This window comes from Bradyrhizobium sp. AUGA SZCCT0169, assembly GCF_018130085.1.
In the GTDB taxonomy this organism is placed as follows: Bacteria; Pseudomonadota; Alphaproteobacteria; order Rhizobiales; family Xanthobacteraceae; genus Bradyrhizobium.
Window position 1 is genome coordinate 141,795 of sequence record NZ_JAFCMC010000005.1, and the last position, 25,635, is coordinate 167,429.

26 protein-coding genes and 2 tRNA genes are annotated in these 25,635 nt (G+C 62.4%); 24 read left to right on the forward strand and 4 right to left on the reverse strand.

The window, feature by feature from the left end:
• Window positions 1–56: 56 nt before the first annotated feature.
• From clpX to JQ609_RS08130, 5 genes are all read left to right on the forward strand, one after another.
• Window positions 57–1,331 carry an ATP-dependent Clp protease ATP-binding subunit ClpX gene (clpX, locus tag JQ609_RS08110; protein ID WP_027537232.1) on the forward strand — a complete coding sequence of 425 codons (1,275 nt, stop codon included), beginning with the start codon at window positions 57–59 and terminating at the stop codon, window positions 1,329–1,331.
• A gap of 322 nt (window positions 1,332–1,653) precedes the next feature.
• Entirely contained in the window at window positions 1,654–4,077 is a 2,424-nt protein-coding gene (lon, locus tag JQ609_RS08115; RefSeq protein ID WP_212208120.1) for an endopeptidase La, read from the forward strand.
• Window positions 4,078–4,182: 105 nt separating this feature from the next.
• The gene (locus JQ609_RS08120; protein ID WP_212272940.1) at window positions 4,183–4,584 is read left to right on the forward strand and encodes a GFA family protein; all 402 of its coding nucleotides are present in this window, start codon (window positions 4,183–4,185) and stop codon (window positions 4,582–4,584) included.
• A 52-nt stretch (window positions 4,585–4,636) separates the two neighbouring features.
• Window positions 4,637–4,713: transfer RNA gene (locus tag JQ609_RS08125), tRNA-Val, on the forward strand.
• 110 nt (window positions 4,714–4,823) lie between these two features.
• Entirely contained in the window at window positions 4,824–5,684 is an 861-nt protein-coding gene (locus JQ609_RS08130) for a class I SAM-dependent methyltransferase (protein ID WP_212273167.1), read from the forward strand.
• A 63-nt stretch (window positions 5,685–5,747) separates the two neighbouring features.
• Here JQ609_RS08130 and JQ609_RS08135 read toward each other — a convergent pair whose 3' ends face one another.
• From JQ609_RS08135 to JQ609_RS08145, 3 genes are all read right to left on the reverse strand, one after another.
• Entirely contained in the window at window positions 5,748–5,915 is a 168-nt protein-coding gene (locus tag JQ609_RS08135) for a hypothetical protein (protein ID WP_212208119.1), read from the reverse strand.
• Between the two features lie 111 nt (window positions 5,916–6,026).
• Window positions 6,027–7,283, reverse strand: a complete 1,257-nt coding sequence (pepT, locus tag JQ609_RS08140; RefSeq protein WP_212272941.1) for a peptidase T — start codon at window positions 7,281–7,283, stop codon at window positions 6,027–6,029.
• A gap of 104 nt (window positions 7,284–7,387) precedes the next feature.
• Window positions 7,388–7,687, reverse strand: coding sequence for an HU family DNA-binding protein (locus JQ609_RS08145; protein ID WP_212208117.1), 300 nt, complete (start codon window positions 7,685–7,687; stop codon window positions 7,388–7,390).
• 227 nt (window positions 7,688–7,914) lie between these two features.
• On the opposite strand from JQ609_RS08145, the gene JQ609_RS08150 reads away from it, so the two are divergent.
• Window positions 7,915–7,991: transfer RNA gene (locus JQ609_RS08150), tRNA-Asp, on the forward strand.
• Between the two features lie 160 nt (window positions 7,992–8,151).
• Here JQ609_RS08150 and JQ609_RS08155 read toward each other — a convergent pair.
• The gene (locus JQ609_RS08155; RefSeq protein WP_212208116.1) at window positions 8,152–8,352 is read right to left on the reverse strand and encodes a hypothetical protein; all 201 of its coding nucleotides are present in this window, start codon (window positions 8,350–8,352) and stop codon (window positions 8,152–8,154) included.
• 828 nt (window positions 8,353–9,180) lie between these two features.
• On the opposite strand from JQ609_RS08155, the gene JQ609_RS08160 reads away from it, so the two are divergent.
• The 18 genes from JQ609_RS08160 (at window position 9,181) to nuoN (ending at window position 25,618) form a co-directional block, all read left to right on the forward strand.
• Window positions 9,181–9,546 (forward strand): NADH-quinone oxidoreductase subunit A, encoded by a 366-nt coding sequence (locus JQ609_RS08160; RefSeq protein ID WP_192733458.1) that lies wholly within the window; start codon window positions 9,181–9,183, stop codon window positions 9,544–9,546.
• Window positions 9,537–10,133: an NADH-quinone oxidoreductase subunit B family protein gene (locus JQ609_RS08165; protein WP_192733457.1), complete on the forward strand. Its 597-nt coding sequence runs from the start codon at window positions 9,537–9,539 to the stop codon at window positions 10,131–10,133. Before JQ609_RS08160 ends, JQ609_RS08165 begins: the two co-directional genes overlap by 10 nt.
• Window positions 10,134–10,145: 12 nt before the next feature.
• Window positions 10,146–10,757: an NADH-quinone oxidoreductase subunit C gene (locus JQ609_RS08170; protein WP_212208115.1), complete on the forward strand. Its 612-nt coding sequence runs from the start codon at window positions 10,146–10,148 to the stop codon at window positions 10,755–10,757.
• A gap of 2 nt (window positions 10,758–10,759) precedes the next feature.
• Window positions 10,760–11,950 carry an NADH-quinone oxidoreductase subunit D gene (locus JQ609_RS08175; RefSeq protein ID WP_192733455.1) on the forward strand — a complete coding sequence of 397 codons (1,191 nt, stop codon included), beginning with the start codon at window positions 10,760–10,762 and terminating at the stop codon, window positions 11,948–11,950.
• On the forward strand, window positions 11,947–12,267 hold the full coding sequence (locus JQ609_RS08180; protein WP_212272942.1) for a hypothetical protein: 321 nt from the start codon (window positions 11,947–11,949) through the stop codon (window positions 12,265–12,267). The genes JQ609_RS08175 and JQ609_RS08180 overlap by 4 nt, the downstream gene beginning before the upstream one ends.
• Before the next feature lie 2 nt (window positions 12,268–12,269).
• Entirely contained in the window at window positions 12,270–13,238 is a 969-nt protein-coding gene (locus JQ609_RS08185) for an FkbM family methyltransferase (protein WP_212208114.1), read from the forward strand.
• Between the two features lie 3 nt (window positions 13,239–13,241).
• Window positions 13,242–13,853, forward strand: a complete 612-nt coding sequence (nuoE, locus tag JQ609_RS08190; RefSeq protein ID WP_212208113.1) for an NADH-quinone oxidoreductase subunit NuoE — start codon at window positions 13,242–13,244, stop codon at window positions 13,851–13,853.
• Window positions 13,850–14,065 carry a hypothetical protein gene (locus tag JQ609_RS08195; RefSeq protein WP_212272943.1) on the forward strand — a complete coding sequence of 72 codons (216 nt, stop codon included), beginning with the start codon at window positions 13,850–13,852 and terminating at the stop codon, window positions 14,063–14,065. The genes nuoE and JQ609_RS08195 overlap by 4 nt, the downstream gene beginning before the upstream one ends.
• 18 nt (window positions 14,066–14,083) lie before the next feature.
• Window positions 14,084–15,409, forward strand: coding sequence for an NADH-quinone oxidoreductase subunit NuoF (nuoF, locus tag JQ609_RS08200; RefSeq protein WP_212001216.1), 1,326 nt, complete (start codon window positions 14,084–14,086; stop codon window positions 15,407–15,409).
• Between the two features lie 5 nt (window positions 15,410–15,414).
• Window positions 15,415–15,903 (forward strand): hypothetical protein, encoded by a 489-nt coding sequence (locus JQ609_RS08205; protein WP_212272944.1) that lies wholly within the window; start codon window positions 15,415–15,417, stop codon window positions 15,901–15,903.
• 7 nt (window positions 15,904–15,910) lie between these two features.
• Window positions 15,911–17,986 (forward strand): NADH-quinone oxidoreductase subunit NuoG, encoded by a 2,076-nt coding sequence (nuoG, locus tag JQ609_RS08210; protein ID WP_212272945.1) that lies wholly within the window; start codon window positions 15,911–15,913, stop codon window positions 17,984–17,986.
• A 10-nt stretch (window positions 17,987–17,996) separates the two neighbouring features.
• Complete coding sequence (gene nuoH, locus JQ609_RS08215) at window positions 17,997–19,037, forward strand: NADH-quinone oxidoreductase subunit NuoH (protein ID WP_212208108.1); 1,041 nt, start codon at window positions 17,997–17,999, stop codon at window positions 19,035–19,037.
• Window positions 19,038–19,044: 7 nt separating this feature from the next.
• On the forward strand, window positions 19,045–19,539 hold the full coding sequence (nuoI, locus tag JQ609_RS08220) for an NADH-quinone oxidoreductase subunit NuoI (RefSeq protein WP_192733447.1): 495 nt from the start codon (window positions 19,045–19,047) through the stop codon (window positions 19,537–19,539).
• Window positions 19,540–19,548: 9 nt separating this feature from the next.
• Window positions 19,549–20,187, forward strand: a complete 639-nt coding sequence (locus JQ609_RS08225; protein ID WP_192733446.1) for an NADH-quinone oxidoreductase subunit J — start codon at window positions 19,549–19,551, stop codon at window positions 20,185–20,187.
• A complete protein-coding gene (gene nuoK / locus JQ609_RS08230) occupies window positions 20,184–20,492 on the forward strand; it encodes an NADH-quinone oxidoreductase subunit NuoK (protein ID WP_028162793.1) in 309 nt (102 codons plus the stop codon). Before JQ609_RS08225 ends, nuoK begins: the two co-directional genes overlap by 4 nt.
• Before the next feature lie 86 nt (window positions 20,493–20,578).
• On the forward strand, window positions 20,579–22,660 hold the full coding sequence (gene nuoL, locus JQ609_RS08235) for an NADH-quinone oxidoreductase subunit L (RefSeq protein ID WP_212272946.1): 2,082 nt from the start codon (window positions 20,579–20,581) through the stop codon (window positions 22,658–22,660).
• Window positions 22,660–24,168, forward strand: a complete 1,509-nt coding sequence (locus JQ609_RS08240) for an NADH-quinone oxidoreductase subunit M (protein ID WP_212208106.1) — start codon at window positions 22,660–22,662, stop codon at window positions 24,166–24,168. The genes nuoL and JQ609_RS08240 overlap by 1 nt, the downstream gene beginning before the upstream one ends.
• A 10-nt stretch (window positions 24,169–24,178) precedes the next feature.
• On the forward strand, window positions 24,179–25,618 hold the full coding sequence (gene nuoN / locus JQ609_RS08245; RefSeq protein ID WP_212208105.1) for an NADH-quinone oxidoreductase subunit NuoN: 1,440 nt from the start codon (window positions 24,179–24,181) through the stop codon (window positions 25,616–25,618).
• Window positions 25,619–25,635: the final 17 nt, after the last annotated feature.

Here is a 25,635-nt window from a genome sequence, read left to right on the forward strand (position 1 = left end):
TTGGTACCGGAATGGGTCGATCGAGTGACGGGATCGAACGGCGGACGGAGAATAGAATGAGTAAGGTCGGCACGAGCGACTCCAAGAACACGCTGTATTGCTCGTTCTGTGGCAAGAGCCAGCATGAGGTCCGCAAACTGATCGCGGGACCCACCGTATTCATCTGCGACGAATGCGTTGAGCTCTGCATGGACATCATCCGTGAGGAGAACAAGTCCTCGCTGGTGAAGTCGCGCGACGGCATTCCGACGCCGAAGGAAATCTGCAAGGTGCTGGACGACTACGTGATCGGCCAGAGCCACGCCAAGAAGGTGCTCTCGGTCGCCGTCCACAATCACTACAAGCGGCTCAATCACCAGACCAAGCACAACGACGTTGAACTCGCGAAGTCGAACATCCTGCTGATCGGTCCGACCGGTTCGGGCAAGACGCTGCTGGCCCAGACGCTGGCGCGGATTCTCGACGTGCCGTTCACGATGGCGGATGCGACCACGCTGACCGAAGCCGGCTATGTCGGTGAGGACGTCGAGAACATCATCCTGAAGCTGCTGCAGTCGGCCGACTACAACGTCGAGCGCGCGCAGCGCGGCATCGTCTATATCGACGAAATCGACAAGATCAGCCGCAAGTCCGACAATCCGTCGATCACCCGCGATGTTTCGGGCGAGGGCGTGCAGCAGGCGCTGTTGAAGATCATGGAAGGCACCGTTGCCTCCGTGCCTCCGCAGGGCGGCCGCAAACATCCGCAGCAGGAGTTCCTGCAGGTCGACACCACGAACATCCTGTTCATCTGCGGCGGCGCCTTCTCTGGGCTCGAGAAGATCATCTCCGCACGCGGCCGTTCGACCTCGATCGGTTTCGCAGCGCAGGTCCTGGCGCCGGAAGACCGCCGCACCGGCGAAATCTTCCGCCATGTCGAGCCGGAAGATCTCTTGAAGTACGGCCTGATCCCGGAATTCGTCGGCCGCTTGCCGGTCGTCGCGACGCTGGAAGATCTGGACGAGGCTTCGCTGAAGAAGATCCTGACCGATCCGAAGAACGCGCTGGTCAAGCAGTACCAGCGGCTGTTCGAAATGGAGAATATCGAACTCACCTTCGCCGACGAGGCGCTTGGCGCGGTCGCCCGCAAGGCGATCGAGCGCAAGACCGGCGCGCGGGGCTTGCGTTCGATCCTCGAAAGCATCCTGCTCGAGACCATGTTCGATCTTCCGGGTCTGGAAGGCGTCGAAGAGGTGGTGATCTCGCGCGAAGTGGTCGAGGGAACTGCCCGTCCGCTCTACATCTACGCGGACCGTTCCGACCGCGCCGTCGAGAGCAGCGCCAGCGCCTGATAGGCCCTGGTCGGGGATGGATTTCTGTCCCAAACAGGACGGCTGCCGGGACATTCCGGCGGCCAGAGCGGCGTAGTTGTTGCGCAGCAATCCTTCGCGTTTAGCCCCATTTGACGGGCATTTTTCGTGACTTGACACCCCCGTACCCGATAGCCACCTAATGCTCTCGGTGGCGAAGCTCATGCCTGAGATTCGTCGCCAAACGATCCGGAAAAACAGGCTGCGAAGGTGGCTTGCAGCCCCGGAACCTCCCGGCACCTTGTGGCGGTTGCGCACAAAGAGCGGACTGCGTGCAAGGGGGCACAACAAAAGGAATTAGGCTATGACTTCAGCCAAACCCCGGCCATCTATCGTTCACGGCGAAAGCCACTCTTATCCGGTGCTGCCGCTCCGCGACATCGTCGTATTCCCGCACATGATCGTGCCTCTGTTCGTCGGCCGCGAGAAGTCGATCCGCGCGCTCGAAGAGGTGATGAAGAACGATGCGTTGATCCTGCTCGCGACGCAGAAGAACGCGTCCGACGATGATCCGAGCCCGGATTCGATCTACGAAGTCGGCACGCTCGCCAGCGTCCTGCAGCTGCTCAAATTGCCCGACGGCACCGTGAAGGTGCTGGTCGAGGGCTTGGAGCGCGCACGCGTCCAGAAATATTCCGACCGCAGCGAATATTACGAAGCCACCGCCGTTGCGCTCGCCGATACCGATGCGACCTCCGTCGAGGCCGAGGCGCTCGCGCGTTCGGTCGTGTCCGACTTCGAAAGCTATGTGAAGCTGAACAAGAAGATCTCCGCCGAAGTCGTCGGCGTGGTTCAGGCAATCACTGATTTCGCCAAGCTGAGCGATCAGGTCGCCCAGCATCTCGCCGTCAAGATCGCCGATCGCCAGGGCATCCTGGAGACGTTGTCCGTCACGCAGCGCCTGGAGAAGGTGCTGGGGCTGATGGAGAGCGAGATCTCGGTGCTGCAGGTCGAGAAGCGCATCCGCTCGCGCGTCAAGCGCCAGATGGAGAAGACCCAGCGCGAGTATTACCTGAACGAGCAGATGAAGGCGATCCAGAAGGAACTCGGCGACGACGAAGGTCGCGACGAGCTCGCCGATCTGGAAGAGAAGATTGCCAAGACCAAGCTCTCCAAGGAAGCGCGGGAGAAGGCGCAGCACGAATTGAAGAAGCTGCGCCAGATGTCGCCGATGTCCGCGGAAGCCACCGTCGTGCGCAACTATCTCGACTGGCTGCTGTCGATCCCGTGGAACAAGAAGTCCAAGGTCAAGAAGGACCTGGTCGCCGCGCAGGCGGTCCTGGACAGCGACCATTACGGGCTTGAGAAGGTCAAGGACCGGATCGTCGAGTATCTGGCGGTGCAGTCGCGCGCCAACAAGCTGACTGGACCGATCCTGTGTCTGGTCGGACCTCCCGGCGTCGGCAAGACCTCGCTCGGCAAGTCGATCGCGAAGGCCACGGGCCGCGAGTTCGTGCGCGTGTCGCTTGGCGGCGTGCGCGACGAGGCCGAGATCCGCGGTCATCGCCGCACCTATATCGGCTCGATGCCCGGCAAGATCATTCAGTCGATGCGGAAGGCGAAGTCCTCGAATCCGCTGTTCCTGCTCGACGAAATCGACAAGATGGGCGCCGATTTCCGCGGCGATCCGTCGTCGGCGCTGCTTGAGGTGCTGGACCCCGAACAGAACGGCACGTTCGCCGACCATTATCTGGAGGTCGACTACGATCTGTCGAACGTCATGTTCATCACGACCGCGAATACGCTGAATATTCCAGGGCCGCTGATGGACCGTATGGAGATCATCCGGATCGCCGGCTATACCGAGAACGAAAAGGTCGAGATCGCGCGCAAGCATCTGATCCCGAACGCCATCTCCAAGCATGGCCTCGATTCCAAGGAATGGTCGATCGACGACGATGCGCTGCTGTTGATGATTCGCCGCTACACCCGCGAGGCGGGCGTGCGTAACCTGGAGCGTGAGCTCTCCACACTCGCCCGCAAGGCGGTGAAGGAGCTGATGATCTCCAAGAAGAAGTCGGTCAAGGTCACCGAGAAGTCCCTCGAGGAATTCCTCGGTGTGCCGAAGTACCGCTACGGCGAGATCGAGAGCGAGCCGCAGGTCGGCATCGTAACGGGCCTGGCCTGGACCGATGTCGGTGGCGAGCTGCTCACCATCGAAGGCGTCATGATGCCCGGCAAGGGCAAGATGACGGTGACGGGCAACCTGCGCGACGTCATGAAGGAGTCGATCTCGGCGGCGGCGTCCTATGTCCGCTCGCGGTCGATCAACTACGGCATTGAGCCGCCGCTGTTCGACCGGCGTGACATCCACGTCCACGTTCCCGAGGGCGCAACCCCGAAGGACGGACCGTCGGCGGGTGTCGCGATGGCAACCGCCATCATCTCGGTCATGACCGGCATTCCGGTCCGGCACGATGTCGCCATGACCGGCGAGATCACGCTGCGAGGGCGGGTGCTGCCGATCGGCGGCCTGAAGGAGAAGCTGCTCGCGGCCGCCCGTGGCGGCATCAAGACGGTGTTCATCCCCGAGGACAACGCCAAGGATCTCACGGAGATTTCCGATGCGATCAAGGGCGGCATGGACATCATCCCGGTCGCCCGGCTTGATGACGTCGTCGCCAAGGCGCTGGTGCGCCCTCCGGTGGCGATCGTCTGGGAAGAGGACACCAAGGTGCCGGTCAAATCCGACGCCACGGACGAAGCCGGTGGCCTGACCGCTCACTGATCGAACGATTTGCAAGATGACAGAACGGCGCCTTCGGGCGCCGTTTTTGTTTGTGCCGTTTGTGATTCACCGTGAACCCGGCCCGGCAAGCGGCGTTGAACTGTCATGAAAATCGACGGGCAATGCCATTGCGGGCGCGTGGGGTATCAGGCCGACATCGATCCTGGAAAAGTGTCGATCTGTCACTGCACCGATTGCCAGACCCTGACGGGCTCGCCGTACCGGGTGACGGTGATCGGTTCCGCCGACCAGGTCCGCTTGACCAGCGGGACGCCGAAAATCTACGCCAAGACCGGCGACAATGGCCGAACCCGGTTTCAGCATTTCTGTGCCGAATGTGGTTCCCCGCTGTTCACCAGCGGCGACGGCGGGCCAGATGATTGGGGCATCCGCTGGGGCAGCATTCGCCAGCGCGATCAATTAAAGCCGGCGCGGCAAATCTGGTGCCGTTCCACGGCGCCGTGGATCCACGACCTCAAGGGATTGCCGGCGCGCCCAATGGATTGACTGGATCCGACCTTGCGCCAAAGGGGCGGGCAGGGCTAAACACGGGGCCTGAGGGCGGCTAGCTCAGCTGGTTAGAGCATCTCGTTTACACCGAGAGGGTCGGCGGTTCGAATCCGTCGCCGCCTACCAGCCTTCGCGCTTCGCGCTACGGCTGGGCAAGCCAGCCAGGGTGCGAAGCGCAAAGGCTGTCGCGCCGTAGCTCGTAGAGCGAAGGCGGACCAACAATGAGTATTCCCCACATGGAATCCCCCACCGGGCACGAACAAAACGCCGACCAGATCGCCTACTGGAACGGTCCCGCCGGGCAGCGCTGGGCTGACCGGCAACAGGCGCAAGACATTCTGCTTGGACCCGTCGCCGATCTTGTGATCGATCGCGCCAAGCCCAAGCCGGGCGAGCGGGTCATCGATATCGGGTGCGGCAGCGGAGTCACGACGATCGGCTTCGCGCAAAAGGTTGCTCCATCAGGTCATGCGTTGGGCGTCGACATATCAGGTCCGATGCTGGCGCGGGCGCGGGCGAGTGCGCCGCAGGGTTTGCCGGTTGATTTCGTTCAGGCGGACGCCACCGTCTACCCGTTCGATCCCGCAAGTTTTGATCTGCTGGTTTCGCGCTTCGGCGTGATGTTCTTTGCCGACCCGGTGGTGTCGTTTGCGAACATGCGCAAGGCGCTGAAGCCTTCGGGGCGGCTGGCCTTCGCCTGCTGGCGCGAGCCGCGCGAAAACCCCTGGATGATCGCGCCGCTGCAGGCGGTCTACAAACACGTGCCGAAACTGCCGCCGCAGGGACCTGAAGATCCGGGCCCGTTCGCGTTCGCCTCCGAAGAGCGCGTGCACCGGATACTCGGCGGCGCCGGCTTCACCGGCATCGCGATGGAGGCATGTCCGCTTTCGATGGATATCGCGATCGGAGGCGGCCTCGATGCGGCCGTGCAGGGCGCCCTCGAAATCGGCCCCACCCATCGCGCGCTGGAAGACCAGCCGGCCGAACTCCGCGACGCGGCGATCAACTCGCTCCGCGAAGCGCTGGCACCGCTCGCCAAGGGCGACACGGTGGTGCTTCCCGGTTCGATCTGGATCGTCACCGCGCGCGCTACCTGAATACCGCTAGCTGCGCCTCATGTTACTTTGCATGGGGTTGTCGCGATTTGTGTCCGGGCCCCGCTACTCGACCGGCTTGCAATATTCCGTCGCAACCGTTGCCGATTGCCGGGTCTCGGAAACGAAGCAGAAATAGAGTTTTGGACCCTTGCGCAGAAACAGTCCGGCGCCGCCGCTCGCCGGCGCCGAGGTCCCGGCGATTGCGTAGTCCTGCGCGAGCAGGGAGCTCACGGTGACTTTCTCGGCTGAGGTTTGCGCCAGGGAAGGCGCTGCACCAAACGCGAACAACCACACAACACAAATCGAACTTCTGATTTTCACACGATCGCTCCCGCTCGTCAGCTAGGCCTTTTCTTCCCAGATCATCGCCAGATGGACGATGGTCTGCACGGCTTTCTCCATGTCCTGAACGCTGACCCATTCAAGCCGCGAGTGGAAGGCGTGTTCGCCGGCAAAGATGTTGGGGCAGGGCAGTCCCATGAACGACAGCCGCGAGCCGTCGGTGCCGCCGCGGATCGATGAGCGCACCGGCGTCAGGCCGGCGCGGCGGATCGCCTCGATCGCGTACGTGACGATTTCGGGGTGGCGGTCGATCACCTGCTTCATGTTGCGGTACTGGTGCTTGACCTCCATCCGGTAGGTCGAGCGCGGATAGTCTTTCATCACGTCCTTGACGATGCCCTCCAGCAGCGCCTCTTTTTCCTTCAAGCCCTCGTCGGTGAAATCACGCACGATGAAGCCGACGGTGGCTTTTTCCAGCGCACCGGAAATGCCGATCGGATGCAGAAAACCCTGCTTGCCCTCGGTGGTCTCCGGCGAGCAGGTTTCCTTCGGCAGGCGATCGACGATGGCGGCGGCGATCTTGATGGCGTGCTCCATCTTGCCCTTGGCAAAACCCGGATGGGTGCTGACGCCCTCGATGGTGATGGTGGCGCCGTCGGCCGAAAACGTCTCGTCCTCGATATTCCCGGCGGTCTCGCCATCCATCGTGTAGGCGAAGTCGGCGCCGAGCTTTTTCAAATCGACCTTGTCGACGCCGCGGCCGATCTCCTCGTCCGGCGTGAACAGGATCTTGATGGCGCCGTGCTTCACTTGCGGATTGTCGATCAGGAACTGCGCGGCATCCATGATCTCGGCAAGACCGGCCTTGTTGTCGGCGCCCAATAGCGTGGTGCCGTCTGTGGTGACGATGTCGTTGCCGATCTGGTCGGCAAGCGCCGGATGATCGGCGAATCGAATCACCTGCGTCGTATCCCCCGGCAGCACGATGTCGCCGCCACGGTAATTGCGCACGATCTGCGGCTTGACGTCCTTGCCGCTGCAATCCGGCGAGGTGTCCATGTGCGAGCAGAAGCAGATCACCGGCACCTGCTTGTCGGTGTTGGCCGGAATGGTGGCGTAGACATAGCCGTGCTCGTCGAGATGGGCGTCGGAGAGGCCCATTGCCTTGAGTTCGGCCGCGAGCACGCGACCGAGGTCTCTTTGCTTTTCGGTGGAAGGGCAGGTCGGCGAGGCCGGATCCGACTGGGTGTCGATCACGACATAGCGCAGGAAGCGCTCGGTGACACCGTGGGTAAAGGCGAGGGGCGAAGCCAGCATGACAACCGCAACCGGATTTGAGAAACGACGGCGCTCTATAACAGAAAAGCGCCATTCCGAGCCCCCGGAACGGCGCTTGAATTTCGGATCGGAAGTACCGTGACTTAAACGGCTTCCTTGAGTTCCTTGGCCGCGCGGAAGGCAACCTTCTTGCTGGCCTTGATCTGGATCGCTTCGCCCGTGGCGGGGTTGCGGCCCATGCGGGCGGCGCGCTTGCGAACCTGGAGAATGCCGAGACCGACGATACGGATGCGCTCGCCCTTCTTCAGGTGCTTGGTGATCATGGTGACCATGTCGCTCAGAATCGATTCAGCCTGCTTCTTGGACAATTCCTGGTCCTCGGCGATAGCCGCTGCCAGATGCTTCAGCGTGATCGTCGCCGGAGTCGCTGCTTTCTTCGCCATATTCGGCCCTCCTCGGTGATGAATGGCTTTACGGAAACTTAGGCGTATCAGGCCTTAAACGATTCGGGAGGCGGGTGCCTACGCTGTTTTGCCTGCAAATAGGCCATTATTCGCATCGGCATCGCAAAAAGGCCCATTTGACAAGGGGATTCGCAACGTCCTTGACTAAAACAAGGAGGGCCTTTAAGTCCTCGCTTCTGCGCGGATCAAGACGTGATTACGCATCCGCGGGAGTAGCTCAGTTGGTTAGAGCGCCGCCCTGTCACGGCGGAGGCCGCGGGTTCGAGTCCCGTCTCTCGCGCCATTTTTCAATGGCTTAATGACAAATCCCCCTATCGTCGGACTGGAACTCGGTTGCGCTCAAACGCGGCCCGATAGTTCCAGCGTGCGGCAGAAGTGGCGGCGCGGCCAACAAAAAAGCCGCCCGAAGGCGGCCGTCTTGCCGGTGCTGAGAACAAAATCCCTTAGCGGACCGTCGAGGTCTGCGAGCTGGTGATGACCACCGGCTTGCCCGCCTTCACGACCTGGGTCTGGGCCGTCTGGGTGTATTCCGAATTGGTGCGCGCCGAGATGCCGAAAGCTGCCACCGCGATACCAGCCACGAGCGCCACAACCACGATCTTCAGGTGGGTCGAACGGTCTGCCGAGTGAATTGAGTGGTTCATGTGATGCCTCCGAGGCGTCTATGCGCCATCTGATGGGCAAGAGATGTACGCCTCGTCTGTTTCGGGACGGTTTCGTGGATTCCGTGAAATGGTTTCGTCCGGCGGGTTTTTGGGGCGGTTTTGCGCCTTTTCGGGTCCTTAGGCGGTTCCCTGTTGCGCGGCGAAGGCATAATCCAGCCAGGCCGAGATGAAATATAAGCAATAACAATAGGATAAGACGAGATCGGCTGCTTACCCGTTTGTTTGATGTCCGCGCGTATCGACACCGGACGAGATGAACAGCAGCGCGCCTACACGTGACCTCGGCCGGCAGAAGCGAATAGTGCGGAGCGCCTGCGCCATGGTCGTTCTTTAGTTCGTCCGTTGATCATGCCGGACGCGAGCGGGCCGACGCCCCGGCCAATGCAGTTTGGCGGTCACTCAGGATGATCGCGTACGCCAGCGCTCGCATGCTCGGCGACGTGTGTGCGATCGCCAAAAATCGGCCCGAGGCGGAAGCGACGCCCTGGTTTTGAAATCCTGCGTCAGCATGCACATCGCGAACACCGGAGCGGCGAGCCCGGACATCCTGTTGGTTGATCGGCACACCAATTGCGCGCCGCATGAGCAGGGTTCGCATGGATGGATTGCGCGTGGAGCACGGCGCGAAACGCAGGCCGGGGTGGCGACGGCAACGCCCTTCTTTCCTGAGTTGTCCACGGCGTGGGAGCGCCGGTTAAACCACAAAATAGCTTGTCTTGCGCCCTCTGTTGCGCTGCGCTAAGCCTCAAGAATAATTCCAATCAGCGAATCTGCGGCTGTCCGAAACCGCAGGAAAAGGTCCCGCCGATGAACGGCATCCTGCAGAATTACCTTCCACTTATAGTGTTTGTCGGGGTGGCAAGCCTGATCGGTCTGGCGCTGTTGATCGCCCCGTTCCTCGTCGCGTTCCAGCAGCCGGATCCGGAAAAGCTTTCCGCCTATGAATGCGGATTCAACGCTTTCGATGACGCCCGCATGAAGTTCGACGTCCGCTTCTACCTGGTGGCGATCCTTTTCATCATCTTCGACCTCGAGGTGGCGTTCCTGTTTCCGTGGGCGGTGGCTTTCGGCAAGCTCGGCGCCACCGGCTTCTGGTCGATGATGGTGTTCCTCGCCGTCCTCACGGTCGGCTTTGCCTACGAATGGAAGAAAGGCGCGCTCGAATGGGATTGAGCCCCACCGCCGTATCGCACGGGTCTTCGCCGGTGATCGCGCCGGCCGCGACCGGCATTATCGATCCCTCTACCGGCAAGCCGGTCGGCGCCAATGACCCGTACTTCCTCGAGGTCAATCACGAGCTTTCGGACAAGGGCTTCTTCGTCGCCGCGACCGACGATCTCATCACCTGGGCGCGCACCGGCTCGCTGATGTGGATGACGTTCGGTCTCGCCTGCTGCGCCGTCGAGATGATGCAGGTGTCGATGCCGCGTTACGACGTCGAGCGCTTCGGCTTTGCGCCGCGCGCTTCGCCGCGGCAGTCCGACGTCATGATCGTTGCGGGTACGCTGACCAACAAAATGGCGCCGGCGCTGCGCAAGGTCTACGACCAGATGCCGGAGCCCCGCTACGTGATCTCGATGGGGTCGTGCGCCAATGGCGGCGGCTATTATCACTATTCCTACTCGGTCGTGCGCGGCTGCGACCGGATCGTGCCGATCGACATCTACGTGCCCGGCTGCCCGCCGACGGCGGAAGCGTTGCTCTACGGCGTGCTGCTGCTGCAGAAGAAGATCCGGCGCATCGGCACCATCGAACGCTAAGGTTTCAGGTCAATGGATGACGGCAAGCTCGACGCCTTGGGGCAGACGATTGTTAGCGCGCTTCCGGGTGCGGTCAGCGGCCATGCGGTCGCGTACAACGAACTCACGATCACGATCGATGCGACCAAAATCGTCGAGGTCGTCAAATTCCTGCGCGACGATCCCGCCTGCCGTTTCGTCAGCATCATCGACGTCACGGCGGTGGATTATCCCGGCCGCGAAAAGCGCTTCGACGTGATCTATCACTTCCTGTCGCCTGTGCTGAACCGTCGCCTCCGCGTGCGCGCCGAGGCCGACGAGACCACGCAGGTGCCCTCGATCATCGACGTGTTTCCCGGCGCCGACTGGTTCGAGCGCGAATGCTACGATCTCTATGGCGTGATCTTCACCGGCCATCCCGACATGCGCCGCCTGCTGACCGATTACGGCTTCGACGGCCATCCGCTGCGCAAGGATTTCCCGCTCACCGGCTTCGTCGAGGTGCGCTACGACGACCAGGAGAAGCGGGTGCTGTACGAACCCGTCCGTCTCAACCAGGAATTCCGCAAGTTCGATTTCCTCTCGCCATGGGAAGGCGCCGATTATCCGCTGCCCGGCGACGAGAAGGCGGAGCCGAAGGCCTGACCATGAACGAACAGAATCTTCGCAATTTCACGATCAATTTCGGACCGCAGCATCCGGCAGCGCACGGTGTGCTGCGTTTGGTGCTGGAGCTTGATGGCGAAGTCGTCGCCCGCGTCGATCCGCATATCGGGCTCTTGCATCGCGGCACCGAAAAGCTGATCGAGCAGAAGACGTACTTGCAGGCGATCCCGTATTTCGACCGGCTCGATTACGTCGCGCCGATGAACCAGGAGCATGCGTTCTGCCTCGCAGCGGAAAAGCTGCTTGGCATCACGGTGCCGCGCCGCGGGCAATTGATCCGCGTGCTCTATAGCGAGATCGGCCGCATCCTGTCGCATCTGCTCAACGTCACCACGCAGGCGATGGACGTCGGCGCGCTGACCCCGCCGCTGTGGGGTTTTGAAGAGCGCGAAAAGCTGATGGTGTTCTACGAGCGCGCCTCCGGCTCGCGCATGCATGCGGCTTACTTCCGCCTCGGCGGCGTGCATCAGGATTTGCCACCAAAACTGATCGACGACATCGACGCCTGGTGCGATCCGTTCCTGCAGGTCGTCGCCGACCTCGAAACGCTGCTCACCGGCAACCGCATCTTCAAGCAGCGCAACGTCGATATCGGCGTGGTGCCGCTGAAGGAAGCCTGGGAGTGGGGTTTCTCCGGCGTGATGGTGCGCGGCTCCGGCGCGGCCTGGGATCTGCGCAAGGCGCAGCCTTACGAATGCTATGCCGAGATGGATTTCGACATTCCGATCGGCAAGAACGGCGACTGCTACGACCGCTACTGCATCCGCATGGAAGAGATGCGCCAGTCGGTGCGCATCATGAAGCAGTGCATCGCCAAGCTGCGGGCGCCGGACGGGCAGGGGCCTGTCGTCGTCGAGGACAACAAGATCGCGCCGCCGCGTCGTGGCGAAATGAAGCGCTCGATGGAAGCGCTGATCCATCACTTCAAGCTCTATACCGAGGGCGTTCGCGTGCCGGCCGGCGAAGTCTACGCCGCGGTCGAGGCGCCGAAGGGCGAGTTCGGCGTCTACCTGGTCGCCGACGGCAGCAACAAGCCCTACAAGTGCAAGATCCGCGCGCCGGGCTTTGCCCATCTGCAGGCGATGGACCACATCTGCAAGGGCCATCTGCTCGCCGACGTCTCGGCCATCCTCGGTTCGCTCGACATCGTGTTCGGAGAGGTCGATCGATGAGGATGGTTGCGCTGACCGCGATACTCGCAGGCACGTTTGGCCTGATCGGCGGCGCGCATGCGCAGCTATCGCAAGCATTCCGCGCGGCTTGTGACGGCAGCCCGACGGGCGCCCGCTGGTGTCCAGGCCAAATATCGAAGGAAGGCTGGACCCTCAAATATAAGGCAGAAAGCCCTCAAGACATGGCTGACGGTTATTCGCGCTACGAGGTTTGGATTCGCGAGAAGCTGGCGGTCGTCTGTGTGCAGTTAGTCAGCGAGCGTAGTGGTTCGCGTTCGCGCGTCAACTCTTGCCAAGAACTGAGTGAGGTCCACTAGTGATGGCGCAGCCGCCAATCCAGTTTGACCGGGCTTCGGGTGCGCTTGACGGCGCCAACCCGTGGGAGCGGCTGGCTGCGGTTGCGCTGACGCTGGGATCGAAAATATCGTCGAACTTTTCGCATCGCGGCTACAATATGTGCGCCAATCTGCTGCGCAGGACGTTGCCCGCGCGCGACATCGACGTCAGGCTGAATGCGGACGCGACGTTCGCATTCCCCTATGGCGACGGCTACTGGAGCAAACTGCTCAACCGCACGTTCGCCTATGAGGACGAACTCGAATTGCTGTTCAAGCATTCCGCCGACGTCGACTACACGCTGCTCGATTGCGGCGCCAATTACGGCTACTGGTCGGTGTTGGTCTCGAGCAAGCCGTTCGGTTCGCACAAGGCGATCGCGATCGAGCCGTCGGGGCAGAATTTTCCAAAACTTGCCAACAACGCGAGGCTCAACGGCAACCGCTTTGACGTGATGAAATGCGCGATCGGCGCGGCGCGCGGCACCGCGCGATTGAGCGGCACCAAGCATGAAGCCTTCAGCATCGCCGGCGACCAGACCGGCGGCGAGGAAGTGCCGGTCATTGCGCTCGACAATCTGCTCGACGACGGCAAGGTCACGGCCGGCGGAAAATTCCTGATCAAGCTCGACGTCGAAGGCGTCGAGATCGAGGCCATGAAGGGCGGCAAGCGGCTGCTGGAGAGCGACAGCGTGATCCTGTGCGAGGAGCACGGCAACGATCCGCAGCATACCGTCTCGCGCTACATCCTCGACCAGACCCCGCTGAAGCTGATCGTCTACGATCCGCGCAGCAATCGCCTTGAAACCGTGACCGACCTTTCCATCCTCGATCGCATCAAGGTTTCAACCCACGTCGGCTACAACGTGTTCGGCACCGCAAGCGCATTCTGGCTCGACCGGATCAACGCGCTCAATGCGAAAGCCGCAGCCCCGCGCGCAATGAGAGACTGAACGATGTCCGTCCGCCGCCTCGCACCAAAGGAACTGCAGCCCGCGAGCTTTACGTTCTCCGAGGAGAACCTCGCCTGGGCGAAAAAGCAGATCGAAAAATATCCGCCCGGACGCCAGGCGTCCGCGGTAATCGCGATCCTGTGGCGCGTGCAGGAGCAGCATGAGGGCTGGGTTTCGGAAGCCGCGATCCGCGCGGTCGCCGATCTCCTGGATATGCCCTACATCCGCGTGCTCGAGGTCGCGACCTTCTACACCATGTTCCAGCTGCAGCCGGTCGGCAAGAAAGCCCATGTCCAGGTCTGCGGCACCACGCCGTGCCGCCTGCGCGGCGCGGAAGACATCATCAAGGTGTGCCAGAGCCGCATCCATCACGATCCCTTCCACTTGTCGAAAGACGGCAATTTCAGCTGGGAAGAGGTCGAGTGCCTGGGCGCCTGCGTCAACGCGCCGATGGTGCTGATCTGGAAGGATACCTACGAGGACCTGAACAAGGAAAACTTCGGCAAGGTGCTGGACGGCTTTGCTTCCGGCAATCCGCCGAAGCCTGGACCGCAGATCGACCGTCAGTTCTCGGCGCCGGTAGGCGGACCGACGACGCTGAAGGAAACCACATGACGCGCGGTCGCACTTTGCGAGCGGGCGGGCCGGGGAGGGCCGCTGCGATGAAAACCTGGCAGTTGATGACCCTTCACGCCCTGGCCGCGGCCACGTTCATTTTTCTGCTGCAGCGCTACGCGCTGGGCGCCTCGCTTGATTCCGCTTTGTTGTGGGCGCTGACCTTCGGCGGATGCGCCGCGGGGCTCGCTTACTCTCAGTCAAAACGTTGATCCCGGAAAGTTCTGGTCATGCTCGACGACAAGGATCGCATCTTCAAGAATCTCTACGGCCTGCACGATTGGGGCCTTGAGGGTGCACGCCGCCGCGGCGCCTGGGATGGCACCAAATCGATCATCGACAAGGGCCGCGACTGGATCATCAACGAGATGAAGGCCTCCGGCCTGCGCGGGCGCGGCGGGGCGGGTTTTCCGACCGGGCTGAAATGGTCGTTCATGCCCAAGGAGTCCACCGACGGCCGGCCGAGCTATCTCGTCGTCAATGCCGACGAGTCCGAGCCCGGCACCTGCAAGGACCGCGAGATCATGCGGCACGATCCGCATCTCCTGGTCGAGGGCTGTTTGCTCGCAAGTTTCGCGATGAACGCGCATGCCTGCTACATCTATGTGCGCGGCGAATTCATCCGGGAGCGCGAACATCTGCAGGCCGCGATCGACCAGGCCTATGACGCCAAGCTGGTCGGTAAGGACAACCTCAATGGCTGGCCGTTCGACATCTATGTCGCGCACGGCGCCGGCGCCTATATCTGCGGCGAAGAGACCGCGCTCCTGGAAAGCCTCGAGGGCAAGAAGGGCCAGCCGCGGCTGAAGCCGCCATTCCCGGCCAATGTCGGTCTCTATGGCTGCCCGACCACCGTCAACAACGTCGAGTCGATTGCGGTCGCGCCCGATATCCTGCGCCGTGGCGCGGCATGGTTCGCCGCGATCGGCCGGCCCAACAATGTCGGCACCAAACTGTTTTGTGTTTCCGGTCATGTCGAGCGGCCCTGCAACGTCGAAGAGGCGATGGGGATTCCGTTCCGCGAACTGATCGAGCGTCATTGCGGCGGCATTCGCGGCGGCTGGGACAATCTCAAGGCTGTGATCCCCGGCGGCTCGTCGGTGCGCATGGTGCCGGCCGAACAGATCATCGATACACCGATGGATTTCGACAGCCTCGGCAAGCTGCGCTCCGGCCTCGGCACCGCCGCTGTGATCGTGATGGACAAGTCGACCGATTTGATCCGGGCGATCGCGCGCATCTCCTATTTCTACAAGCATGAGAGCTGCGGCCAGTGCACGCCGTGCCGCGAAGGCACGGGGTGGATGTGGCGGGTGCTGACGCGCATGGCCGACGGCCGCGCCCACAAGCGCGAAATCGATATGCTGCTGGAGGTGACCAAGCAGGTCGAAGGCCATACCATCTGCGCGCTGGGCGACGCCGCGGCGTGGCCGATCCAGGGCCTGATCGCGCATTTCCGTCACGAGATCGAAGAGCGTATCGATCAGTATTCGCACAAGGCCGACATCGACGATATCGGCGTGCGCGACCCCGTCAACATGGTCGCGGCGGAGTGATGTCGATGTCGCAACCGAGCTTCTGGTGGCAGAGATACGGAACGCTGGCGCAGATGGCGCAGGCGACCGTGGCGCTGCTCGGCTTTGTTGCGATCCTGTTCCAGATCAACGAGATCCGCACCGGCAACCGCGCGACCAGCGCGCGGCAGGCGTTTCTGGGCTACACCGATCTGGCGTTCAAGAATCCGAAATTCGCGCAGCCGGACTACGAGAAGATCAAGGCCGGCGGCGGCGACGAGCAGGTCCAGTACGAGAGTTTTGTCACGTACTTCCTCTACGCCTGCGAGGAAGCGCTCGGCGCGTTCGCGGGAAAGCGCGAGTGGCTGGCTTCCTGCGATTACGACCTGAAACCGCATCTGCCGTTCCTGTGCGATAAGAACGCGGCGCAGCCAGCCTATCTCGCCACCTATGGCGCCGAGACCCAGCAATGGATCAAGGCGTCGCTGAAGACATCAAGCGTTACACCACCCGACTGCAAGCTCGGAAAGACTTGAGATCGCAATGACCAAACTCATCGTCGATGGCAAAGAAATCGATGTCCCCGCGGAATACACGCTGCTGCAGGCGTGCGAGGCCGCGGGCGCCGAAATTCCGCGCTTCTGCTACCACGAGCGGCTGTCGATCGCCGGCAATTGCCGGATGTGCCTCGTCGAGGTGAAGGGCGGCCCGAAGCCGGTGGCCAGCTGCGCCTGGGCCGTGCGCGATTGCCGTCCGGGTCCGAAGGGCGAGCCGCCGGAAATCTCGACGCGTTCGCCGATGGTGAAGAAGGCGCGCGAAGGCGTGATGGAATTCCTGCTGATCAACCATCCGCTGGATTGCCCGATCTGCGATCAAGGCGGCGAGTGCGATTTGCAGGACCAGGCGATGGGCTACGGCGTCGACACTTCGCGCTTTGCCGAGAACAAGCGCGCGGTCGAAGACAAGTATCTCGGCGCGCTGGTCAAGACCTCGATGAACCGCTGCATCCAGTGCACGCGCTGCGTCCGCTTCTCCGCCGAAGTCTGCGGCGCGCCGGAAATGGGCGCGACCGGCCGCGGCGAAGACATGGAAATCACGACCTATCTGGAATCGGCGCTGACTTCGGAGTTGCAGGGCAACCTCGTCGACATCTGCCCGGTCGGCGCGTTGACCTCGAAGCCGTATGCCTTTGCGGCACGGCCCTGGGAGCTCGGCAAGACCCAGTCGGTCGACGTGATGGACGGCGTCGGCTCGGCGATCCGGGTCGATACCCGCGGCCGCGAGGTGATGCGGATCCTGCCGCGCATCAACGAGGCGGTGAACGAGGAATGGATTTCCGACAAGACCCGTCACATCGTCGACGGCCTGCGGACCCAGCGGCTCGACCGGCCCTATATCCGCCAGAACGGCCAGCTCCGCGCCGCATCTTGGTCGGAGGCGTTTGCGGCGATCGCCGCCAAGACCGGCCGGATCGACGGCAAGCGGATCGGTGCGATCGCCGGCGACCTTGCCGCGGTCGAAGAAATGTTCGCGCTGAAGGAACTGCTGGCCAAGTGCGGTTCAAGCAATCTCGCGGTGCAGGGCGGCGACGCCTTCGATCCCAAGGCAGGCCGCGCGTCCTATATCTTCAACCCGACCATTGCCGGGATCGAGCAGGCCGACGCGCTGCTGATCGTGGGATCGAACCCGCGCAAGGAAGCCGCCGTCCTCAACGCCCGCATCCGCAAGCGCTGGCGCACGGGCAGGCTCAAGGTCGGCGTCATCGGCGCCAAGGCCGACCTGACCTATGATTACGATTATCTCGGCGCCGGCACGGATTCGCTCGGTGATCTCGCGGCCGGCAAGCATTCATTCACCGAGGTGCTCAAGGGCGCCAAGAACCCGATCGTGCTGGTTGGCGCCGGTTCGCTGGCGCGTCATGACGGCGCGGCGGTGCTGGCGCTCGCTGCCAAACTCGCGGTCGACGTCGGCGCACTCAAGGACGGCTGGAACGGTTTTGGCGTGCTGCAGGACACGGCGTCGCGTGCGGGCGCGCTCGATATCGGTTTTGCGGCCGGCAAGGGCAGCCTGAATCTCGCGCAAATGACCACCTTCGGCACGCTCGACGTGCTGTTCCTGCTCGGCGCCGATGACGTCAAGGTGCCGGATGGAACCTTCGTGGTCTATATCGGCACCCATGGCGACCGCGGCGCGCATCGCGCTGACGTCATTTTGCCGGGCGCGGCCTATACCGAAAAATCCGGCATCTACGTCAACACCGAGGGCAGGGCGCAGATTGCCAACCGCGCCGCGTTCCCGCCGGGCGAAGCGCGCGAGGACTGGGCGATCGTCCGCGCGCTGTCGGACGTGCTGGGCAAGAAGCTGCCCTATGACTCGCTTCAGGCGTTGCGCCAGGCGCTGGTCAAGGCTGTGCCGCATCTGATCCGGATCGACCAGATCGAGCCCGGCAAGGCGGACGATATCAAGGCGCTGGCCGGCAAGGGCGGCAGCGTCGACAAGACGCCGTTCAAGACGTCGGTCGAGGATTTCTACCTCACCAACCCGATCGCACGCGCGTCGGCGGTGATGGCGGAATGTTCCCGGCTGGCGTCCGGGCAAATGCTGACGGCAGCGGAGTGAGCGTGACCTGATGGCTGAATTCTTCGCAAGCTCGTTCTGGACCGGTTTCCTCTGGCCGCTGATCATCATGGTCGCGCAGAGCCTGCTGCTGCTGGTCGTGCTGCTGATCGCGATCGCCTACATCCTGCTTGCCGACCGCAAGATCTGGGCGGCGGTGCAGATCCGCCGTGGTCCCAACGTCGTCGGCCCGTGGGGCCTGCTGCAATCCTTCGCCGATCTTTTGAAGTTCGTGCTGAAGGAGCCGGTTATTCCCTCCGGCTCCAACAAGGGCGTGTTCCTGCTCGCGCCCCTGGTCAGTTGCGTGCTGGCGCTGGCGGCCTGGGCCGTGATCCCGATGGATTTCGGCTGGGTGATATCAGACATCAATGTCGGCGTGCTCTACATCTTTGCGATCTCGTCGCTGTCGATCTACGGCATCATCATGGCCGGCTGGTCGTCGAACTCGAAATACCCGTTCCTCGCCGCGCTGCGTTCGGCGGCGCAGATGGTGTCCTACGAAGTCTCGATCGGCTTCGTCATCATCACGGTGCTGTTGTGCGTCGGCTCGCTGAACCTGACCGACGTGGTGCAGGCGCAGAACACCAGGTTCGGGCTGCTCGGCTGGTACTGGCTGCCGCTGTTTCCGATGTTCGTGATCTTTTACGTCTCGGCGCTGGCCGAAACCAACCGGCCGCCGTTCGACCTCGTCGAAGCCGAGTCGGAGCTGGTCGCGGGCTTCATGACCGAGTACGGCTCGACACCGTATTTGCTGTTCATGCTCGGCGAATACGTCGCGATCACCACGATGTGCGCGCTGGCGACGATCCTGTTCCTGGGCGGCTGGCTGCCGCCGGTGCCCTATGCACCGTTCACCTGGGTGCCCGGGATCATCTGGTTCGCGCTGAAAGTGTTCTTCATGTTCTTCATGTTCGCGATGGCGAAGGCGATCGTGCCGCGCTACCGCTACGATCAACTGATGCGGCTCGGCTGGAAGGTGTTCCTGCCGCTGTCGCTGGCGATGGTGGTGATCGTCGCCGGGGTCCTGCAATTCGCAGGGCTCGCGCCGAAATGAGGTCGCTATGAGTGTCAATATCAACGCAACAGCCCGCTCGCTTCTCCTGACCGAGTTCGTATCGGCGTTCTTCCTCGCCATGCGCTACTTCTTCAAGCCGAAGCCGACGCTGAACTATCCGTTCGAGAAGGGCCCGATCTCGCCGCGCTTCCGCGGCGAGCATGCGCTGCGCCGCTATCCCAACGGCGAGGAGCGCTGCATCGCCTGCAAGCTGTGCGAGGCGATCTGCCCGGCGCAGGCCATCACCATCGAGGCCGGCCCGCGCCGCAACGACGGCACCCGCCGCACCGTGCGCTACGACATCGACATGGTGAAATGCATCTATTGCGGCCTGTGCCAGGAAGCCTGCCCGGTCGATGCCATCGTCGAGGGACCGAATTTCGAATTCGCGACCGAGACCCGCGAGGAACTGTATTATGACAAGGCGAAATTGCTCGCCAATGGCGACCGTTGGGAGCGTGAGATTGCAAAATCGATCGAACTCGACGCGCCGTACCGGTGAGGTGAGGGCATGATCCTTCCCGCGCTGTTCTTTTATCTGTTTGCCGGCATCTGCGTGGCGTCGGCGGTGATGGTGATTGTCTCGCGCAATCCCGTCCACTCCGTGCTGTATCTGATCCTGGCCTTCGTCAACGCCTCGGGCCTGTTCATCCTGATGGGCGCTGAATTCCTCGGCATGATGCTGATCGTGGTCTATGTCGGCGCGGTCGCGGTGCTGTTCCTGTTCGTGATCATGATGCTCGACGTCGACTTCGTCGAACTGCGCGAAGGCTTCATGCAATATCTGCCGATCGGGCTCGTGATCGGCGGCATCTTCGTGTTCGAGCTGCTGCTTGTCGTCGGCGGCTGGGCGATCAATCCGTCCGTGACCAAGAACATCACGGCGGCGATCCCGGCCAATATCAGCAACACCGAGGCGCTCGGCCTCGTGCTCTATACGAAGTACATCCATTACTTCCAGCTCGCCGGCATGGTGCTGCTGGTCGCCATGATCGGCGCCATCGTGCTGACGCTGCGCCACAAGGTCAGCGTCAAGCGGCAGGACATCAACGTGCAGAACGCGCGTACACCGGAGCTCGCGATGAGCGTGCGCAAGGTGGCCGCGGGGCAGGGCCTGCAGGACGCGGACGCGGCGGAGTGGGTGAAATGACGATCGGGCTCGGACACTACCTCTCGGTCGGCGCCATCCTGTTCACGCTTGGGATCCTCGGCATCTTCCTCAACCGCAAGAACATCATCGTCATCCTGATGTCGATCGAGCTGATCCTGCTTTCGGTCAACATCAATTTGGTGGCGTTCTCGACCTTCCTCGGCGACATCGTCGGCCAGGTGTTTGCGCTGCTGGTGCTGACGGTCGCCGCAGCCGAGGCCGCGATCGGTCTTGCGGTGCTGGTGGTGTATTTCCGCAACCGCGGTTCGATCGCGGTTGAAGACGTTAATTTGATGAAGGGCTGACGGCGCATGATCCGGAAAAGTGGACGCCGGTTTTCCCAGACAAACGACTTCGTTTGTCAGGAGATCATGCGCAAGGGAAAACGTTGATGGTTCAGGCAATCGTCTTTCTGCCGCTGCTGGGCGCCATTCTGGCCGGCCTGATCGCGCTGTTCGGGGCGCATGCGCGCAACCCGAGCGGCGACACCGTCGAGCATCATGATGACGGGCATCATGGGCACGACGCGCACGCGCATGCGTCAGCCGCCCATGACGACCATGGCCACGATGACCACGGCCATGACGACCACCACGTGGCGGAACCGCCGGCCGCCGGCTCCCGCGCGGCCGAACTGATCACGACCGGCCTGCTTATGATTTCGGCCGGGCTGTCCTGGGTCACGCTGGTCGACGTCGGCTTCATGCACCATGACGTCCGCATTGCCCTGTTCCCCTGGATCAATTCCGGCGATCTGCAGGTCGCGTGGTCGCTGCGCGTCGATACGCTGACGGCGGTCATGCTGGTCGTGGTCAACACCGTCTCGGCGCTCGTGCATCTTTATTCCATCGGCTACATGGACGAGGATCCGCACCGGCCGCGCTTCTTTGCCTATCTGTCGCTGTTCACCTTCGCGATGCTGATGCTGGTGACCTCGGACAATCTGGTGCAGATGTTCTTCGGCTGGGAAGGCGTTGGTCTCGCCAGCTATCTGCTGATCGGCTTCTGGTACCAGAAGCCGTCGGCCAATGCGGCGGCGATCAAGGCCTTCGTAGTCAACCGCGTCGGCGATTTCGGTTTTGCGCTCGGCATCTTCGCCGTGTTCATGCTGCTCAAGTCCACCGATTTCGAAACCATCTTCGCGGGCGCGCCGGGGCTCGCCGGCAAGACCATCGACGTGTTCGGCTGGCAGGCCGACGCGCTGACGCTGACGTGTCTCTTGCTGTTCATGGGCGCGATGGGCAAATCCGCCCAGTTCCTGCTGCACACCTGGTTGCCGGACGCCATGGAAGGCCCGACGCCGGTCTCGGCGCTGATCCATGCCGCGACCATGGTCACCGCCGGCGTGTTCATGGTGGCGCGCCTGTCGCCGCTGTTCGAGCTGGCGCCGAATGCGCAGGCCGTGGTGATGTTCTTCGGCGCCACCACCGCCTTCTTTGCGGCGACGATCGGCCTCGTGCAGAACGACATCAAGCGCATCGTCGCTTACTCGACCTGTTCGCAGCTCGGCTACATGTTCGTGGCGATGGGGGCAGGGGCCTACTCGGTCGGCATCTTCCATCTGTTCACGCACGCCTTCTTCAAGGCGCTGCTGTTCTTAGGCTCAGGCTCGGTCATCTACGCGATGCATCACGAGCAGGACATCCGCAACATGGGCGGGCTGAAGGACCGGATTCCCTTCACCTATATCGTGATGGTGATAGGTACGCTGGCATTGACCGGATTCCCGCTCACCGCCGGCTATTTCTCCAAGGATGCGATCATCGAATCTGCGTTCGTCTCGCATAATCCGTTCGCGATGTACGGCTTCCTGATGACGGTGGTCGCAGCCGGCCTGACCTCGTTCTATTCCTGGCGTCTGATCTTCAAGACCTTCCACGGCGAGCCGCACGACCAGGCGCATTATGAAGCCGCCCACGAGGCGCCGCTGTGGATGCTGGTCCCGATCGGCGTCCTCGCCGCCGGCTCGATCCTGGCCGGCTTCCCGTTCAAGGAGTTGTTCGCGGGCCATGGCGTGGCCGAGTTCTTCCGTGAATCGCTGAAGATGCACCCCAACATCATCGAAGAAATGCACCACATCCCGGCGTGGATCGCGTATCTGCCGACCGTGATGATGGTGGTAGGCGCCTACATCTCCTACGTCTTCTATATTCGCCGGCCCTATCTGCCGGTCGAACTCGCCAGTCAGCACCCGATGCTCTACCAGTTCCTGCTCAACAAATGGTACTTCGACGAGCTCTATGACCTGATCTTCGTTCGCCCGGCCAAGTGGATCGGCCACTTCCTGTGGAAGAAGGGCGATGGCTATGTCATCGACGGCTTCGGCCCCGACGGCATTTCCGCAAGGGTGCTCGACGTCACCCGCAACGTCGTGAAGATCCAAACCGGCTACCTCTATCACTACGCGTTCGCGATGCTGATCGGGGTTGCCGGACTAATCACCTGGTTCATGTTCGGCTTGGGAGGCCAGTGATGACAACCTGGCCCATCCTCTCGGTCGTCACCTTCCTGCCGCTGTTCGGCGCGCTGGTGATCTACATCAGCCGCGGCGACGACGAGGCGGCGAGAAGCAACTCGCGCTGGATCGCGCTGTGGACCACGCTGGTCACCTTTGCAGTCTCGCTGATCCTGGTCTGGCGCTTCGATGCGACCAATCCGGACTTCCAGTTCATCGAAAAGGCGTCGTGGCTGGCGAGCGGCATCACCTACCACATGGGTGTCGACGGCATTTCACTGCCGTTCGTGATCCTGACCACCGCCTTGATGCCGCTCTGCATCATCGCGAGCTGGAAATCGGTGACGATGCGGGTGCGCGAATACATGATGGCGTTCCTGCTGCTGGAAACGCTGATGATCGGCACCTTCTCGGCGCTCGACCTCGTGCTGTTCTACCTGTTCTTCGAGGGCGGCCTGATTCCGATGTTCCTGATCATCGGCGTCTGGGGCGGCCCGCGCCGGGTCTACGCGTCCTTCAAGTTCTTCCTCTACACGCTGCTCGGCTCGGTCTTGATGCTGCTCGCCATCATGGCGCTGTACTGGAACGCCGGCACGACGGACATCCCGACGCTGATGAACACCGCGGTGCCGCGCAGTCTGCAGACGTGGGCGTGGCTGGCGTTCTTTGCATCGTTCGCGGTCAAGATGCCGATGTGGCCGGTGCACACCTGGTTGCCGGACGCGCACGTCGAGGCGCCGACCGCGGGCTCGGTGATCCTGGCCGCGATCCTGTTGAAGATGGGCGGCTACGGCTTCCTGCGCTTCTCGCTGCCGATGTTCCCGCTGGCGTCGCATGATTTCGCCTGGATCATCTTCACGCTGTCGGCGATCGCGATCATCTACACCTCACTGGTGGCCTTGATGCAGGAAGACATCAAGAAGCTGATCGCCTATTCGTCGGTGGCGCATATGGGCTTCGTCACCATGGGCATCTTCGCCGGCACCACGCAGGGCGTGGCCGGCGGCGTGTTCCAGATGATCTCGCACGGCATCGTCTCCGGCGCGCTGTTCCTGTGCGTCGGCATCGTCTACGACCGCATGCATACCCGCGAAATCGCCGCCTACGGGGGGCTGGTGAACCGGATGCCGCTCTACGCGCTGGTGTTCATGGTCTTCACCATGGCTAATGTCGGGTTGCCCGGCACCAGCGGCTTCGTAGGCGAATTCATGACGCTGCTCGGCACCTTCAAGGTCTCGATCCCGACCGCGACCTTCGCCACGCTCGGCGTGATCCTGTCGGCGGGCTACGCGCTCTGGCTCTATCGCAAGGTGGTGTTCGGCACGCTCACAAAACCGGCGCTCGCGAGCATCAAGGACCTCACGTTCCGCGAAGGCCTGATGCTGTTCCCGCTGGTGTTCCTCACCATCCTGTTCGGCGTCTATCCGAAACCGGTGCTCGACATGTCGGCGGCCTCGGTTCAGCAACTCGTCAACAATTACAACACCGCCGTGACTGCCGTGAAGGCAGCCGCGTTGATCAATTAAGGCCGCCACCATGAGCTTCCAGAGTGCAGGTTATCAGTTGCTGCCGGTGTTGCCGGAGCTGGTGCTGGCCGCGGGTGCCATGGCGCTGCTGATGCTCGGCGCCTATCGTGGCGGCGAGGGGACGACCCGGCTCGTCACCACCCTTGCGATATGCCTGCTGGTGGTGACCGGCGCGCTGGAGCTGATGTTGCCGGCCGGCAAGCTCACGACCTTCGGCGGCAGCTTCATTGTCGACGACTTCGCGCGGTTCCTGAAGATTCTGGCGCTGATCGGCTCGGGCGCAACCCTGATCCTGTCGGCCGAATTCCTCTCCGACCCGTCGCGGCGGACCTTTGAATTTTCGATCCTGGTGCTGCTCTCGAGCCTCGGCATGATGGTGCTGATCTCGGCCGGTGACCTGATCATGCTCTATCTCGGGCTGGAATTGATGTCTCTGGCGCTCTACGTGGTCGCCGCCAGCAACCGCGACAACGCCAAGTCCACCGAAGCCGGCCTGAAGTATTTTGTGCTCGGCGCGCTGTCTTCGGGCATGCTGCTGTACGGCGCCTCGCTGATCTACGGCTTTACCGGCACCGTCAGCTTCGCCGGCATCGCGGCGGCTGCGAAGACCGGCAATATCGGGCTCGTGTTCGGCCTGGTGTTCCTGCTCGCTGGCCTCTGCTTCAAAGTCTCGGCCGTGCCGTTCCACATGTGGACGCCCGACGTCTACGAGGGCGCGCCGACGCCGGTAACCGCGTTCTTTGCCTCTGCGCCGAAGGTCGCGGCCTTGGCGGTGTTTACGCGGGTGGCGCTGACGGCATTCCCGGGCATCGTCTCGCAGTGGCAGCAGATCATCGTGTTCGTGGCGATCGCCTCGATGGTGCTGGGCTCGTTCGCCGCCATCGGGCAGAAGAACATCAAGCGCCTGATGGCCTATTCCTCGATCGGCCACATGGGTTTTGCGCTGGTCGGGCTCGCGTCCGGCACCGTCGAGGGCGCGCAGGGCGTGCTGGTCTATATCGCGATCTATGTCGCGATGACGCTCGGCACCTTCTCGGTCATCCTGACCATGAAGCGCAACGGCCAGCCGATGGAGCAGATCAGCGACTTTGCCGGCCTGTCGCGCACCAATCCGCTGCTCGCCTTCGTCTTTGCGATGCTGCTGTTCTCGCTGGCCGGCATTCCGCCGCTCGCGGGCTTCTTCGCCAAATGGTACGTGTTCGTTGCCGCGATCAAGGCAGGCCTGTTCACGCTCGCTGTGGTCGGCGTGCTCGCCAGCGTCGTGGGCGCGTTCTACTATCTCAGCATCATCAAGGTGATGTATTTCGACGAGCCGGAGGGCCAGCTCGATCCGATGCGCACCGAATTGCGTGCGGTGCTGGCGATCACCGGCGTCTTCACCATCTTCTTCTTCGTCTATCCGGGGCTGCTGGTCAGCGTCGCCGCGGCCGCGGCGAAGTCGCTGTTTTAGCGCGCATGATCCCGAAA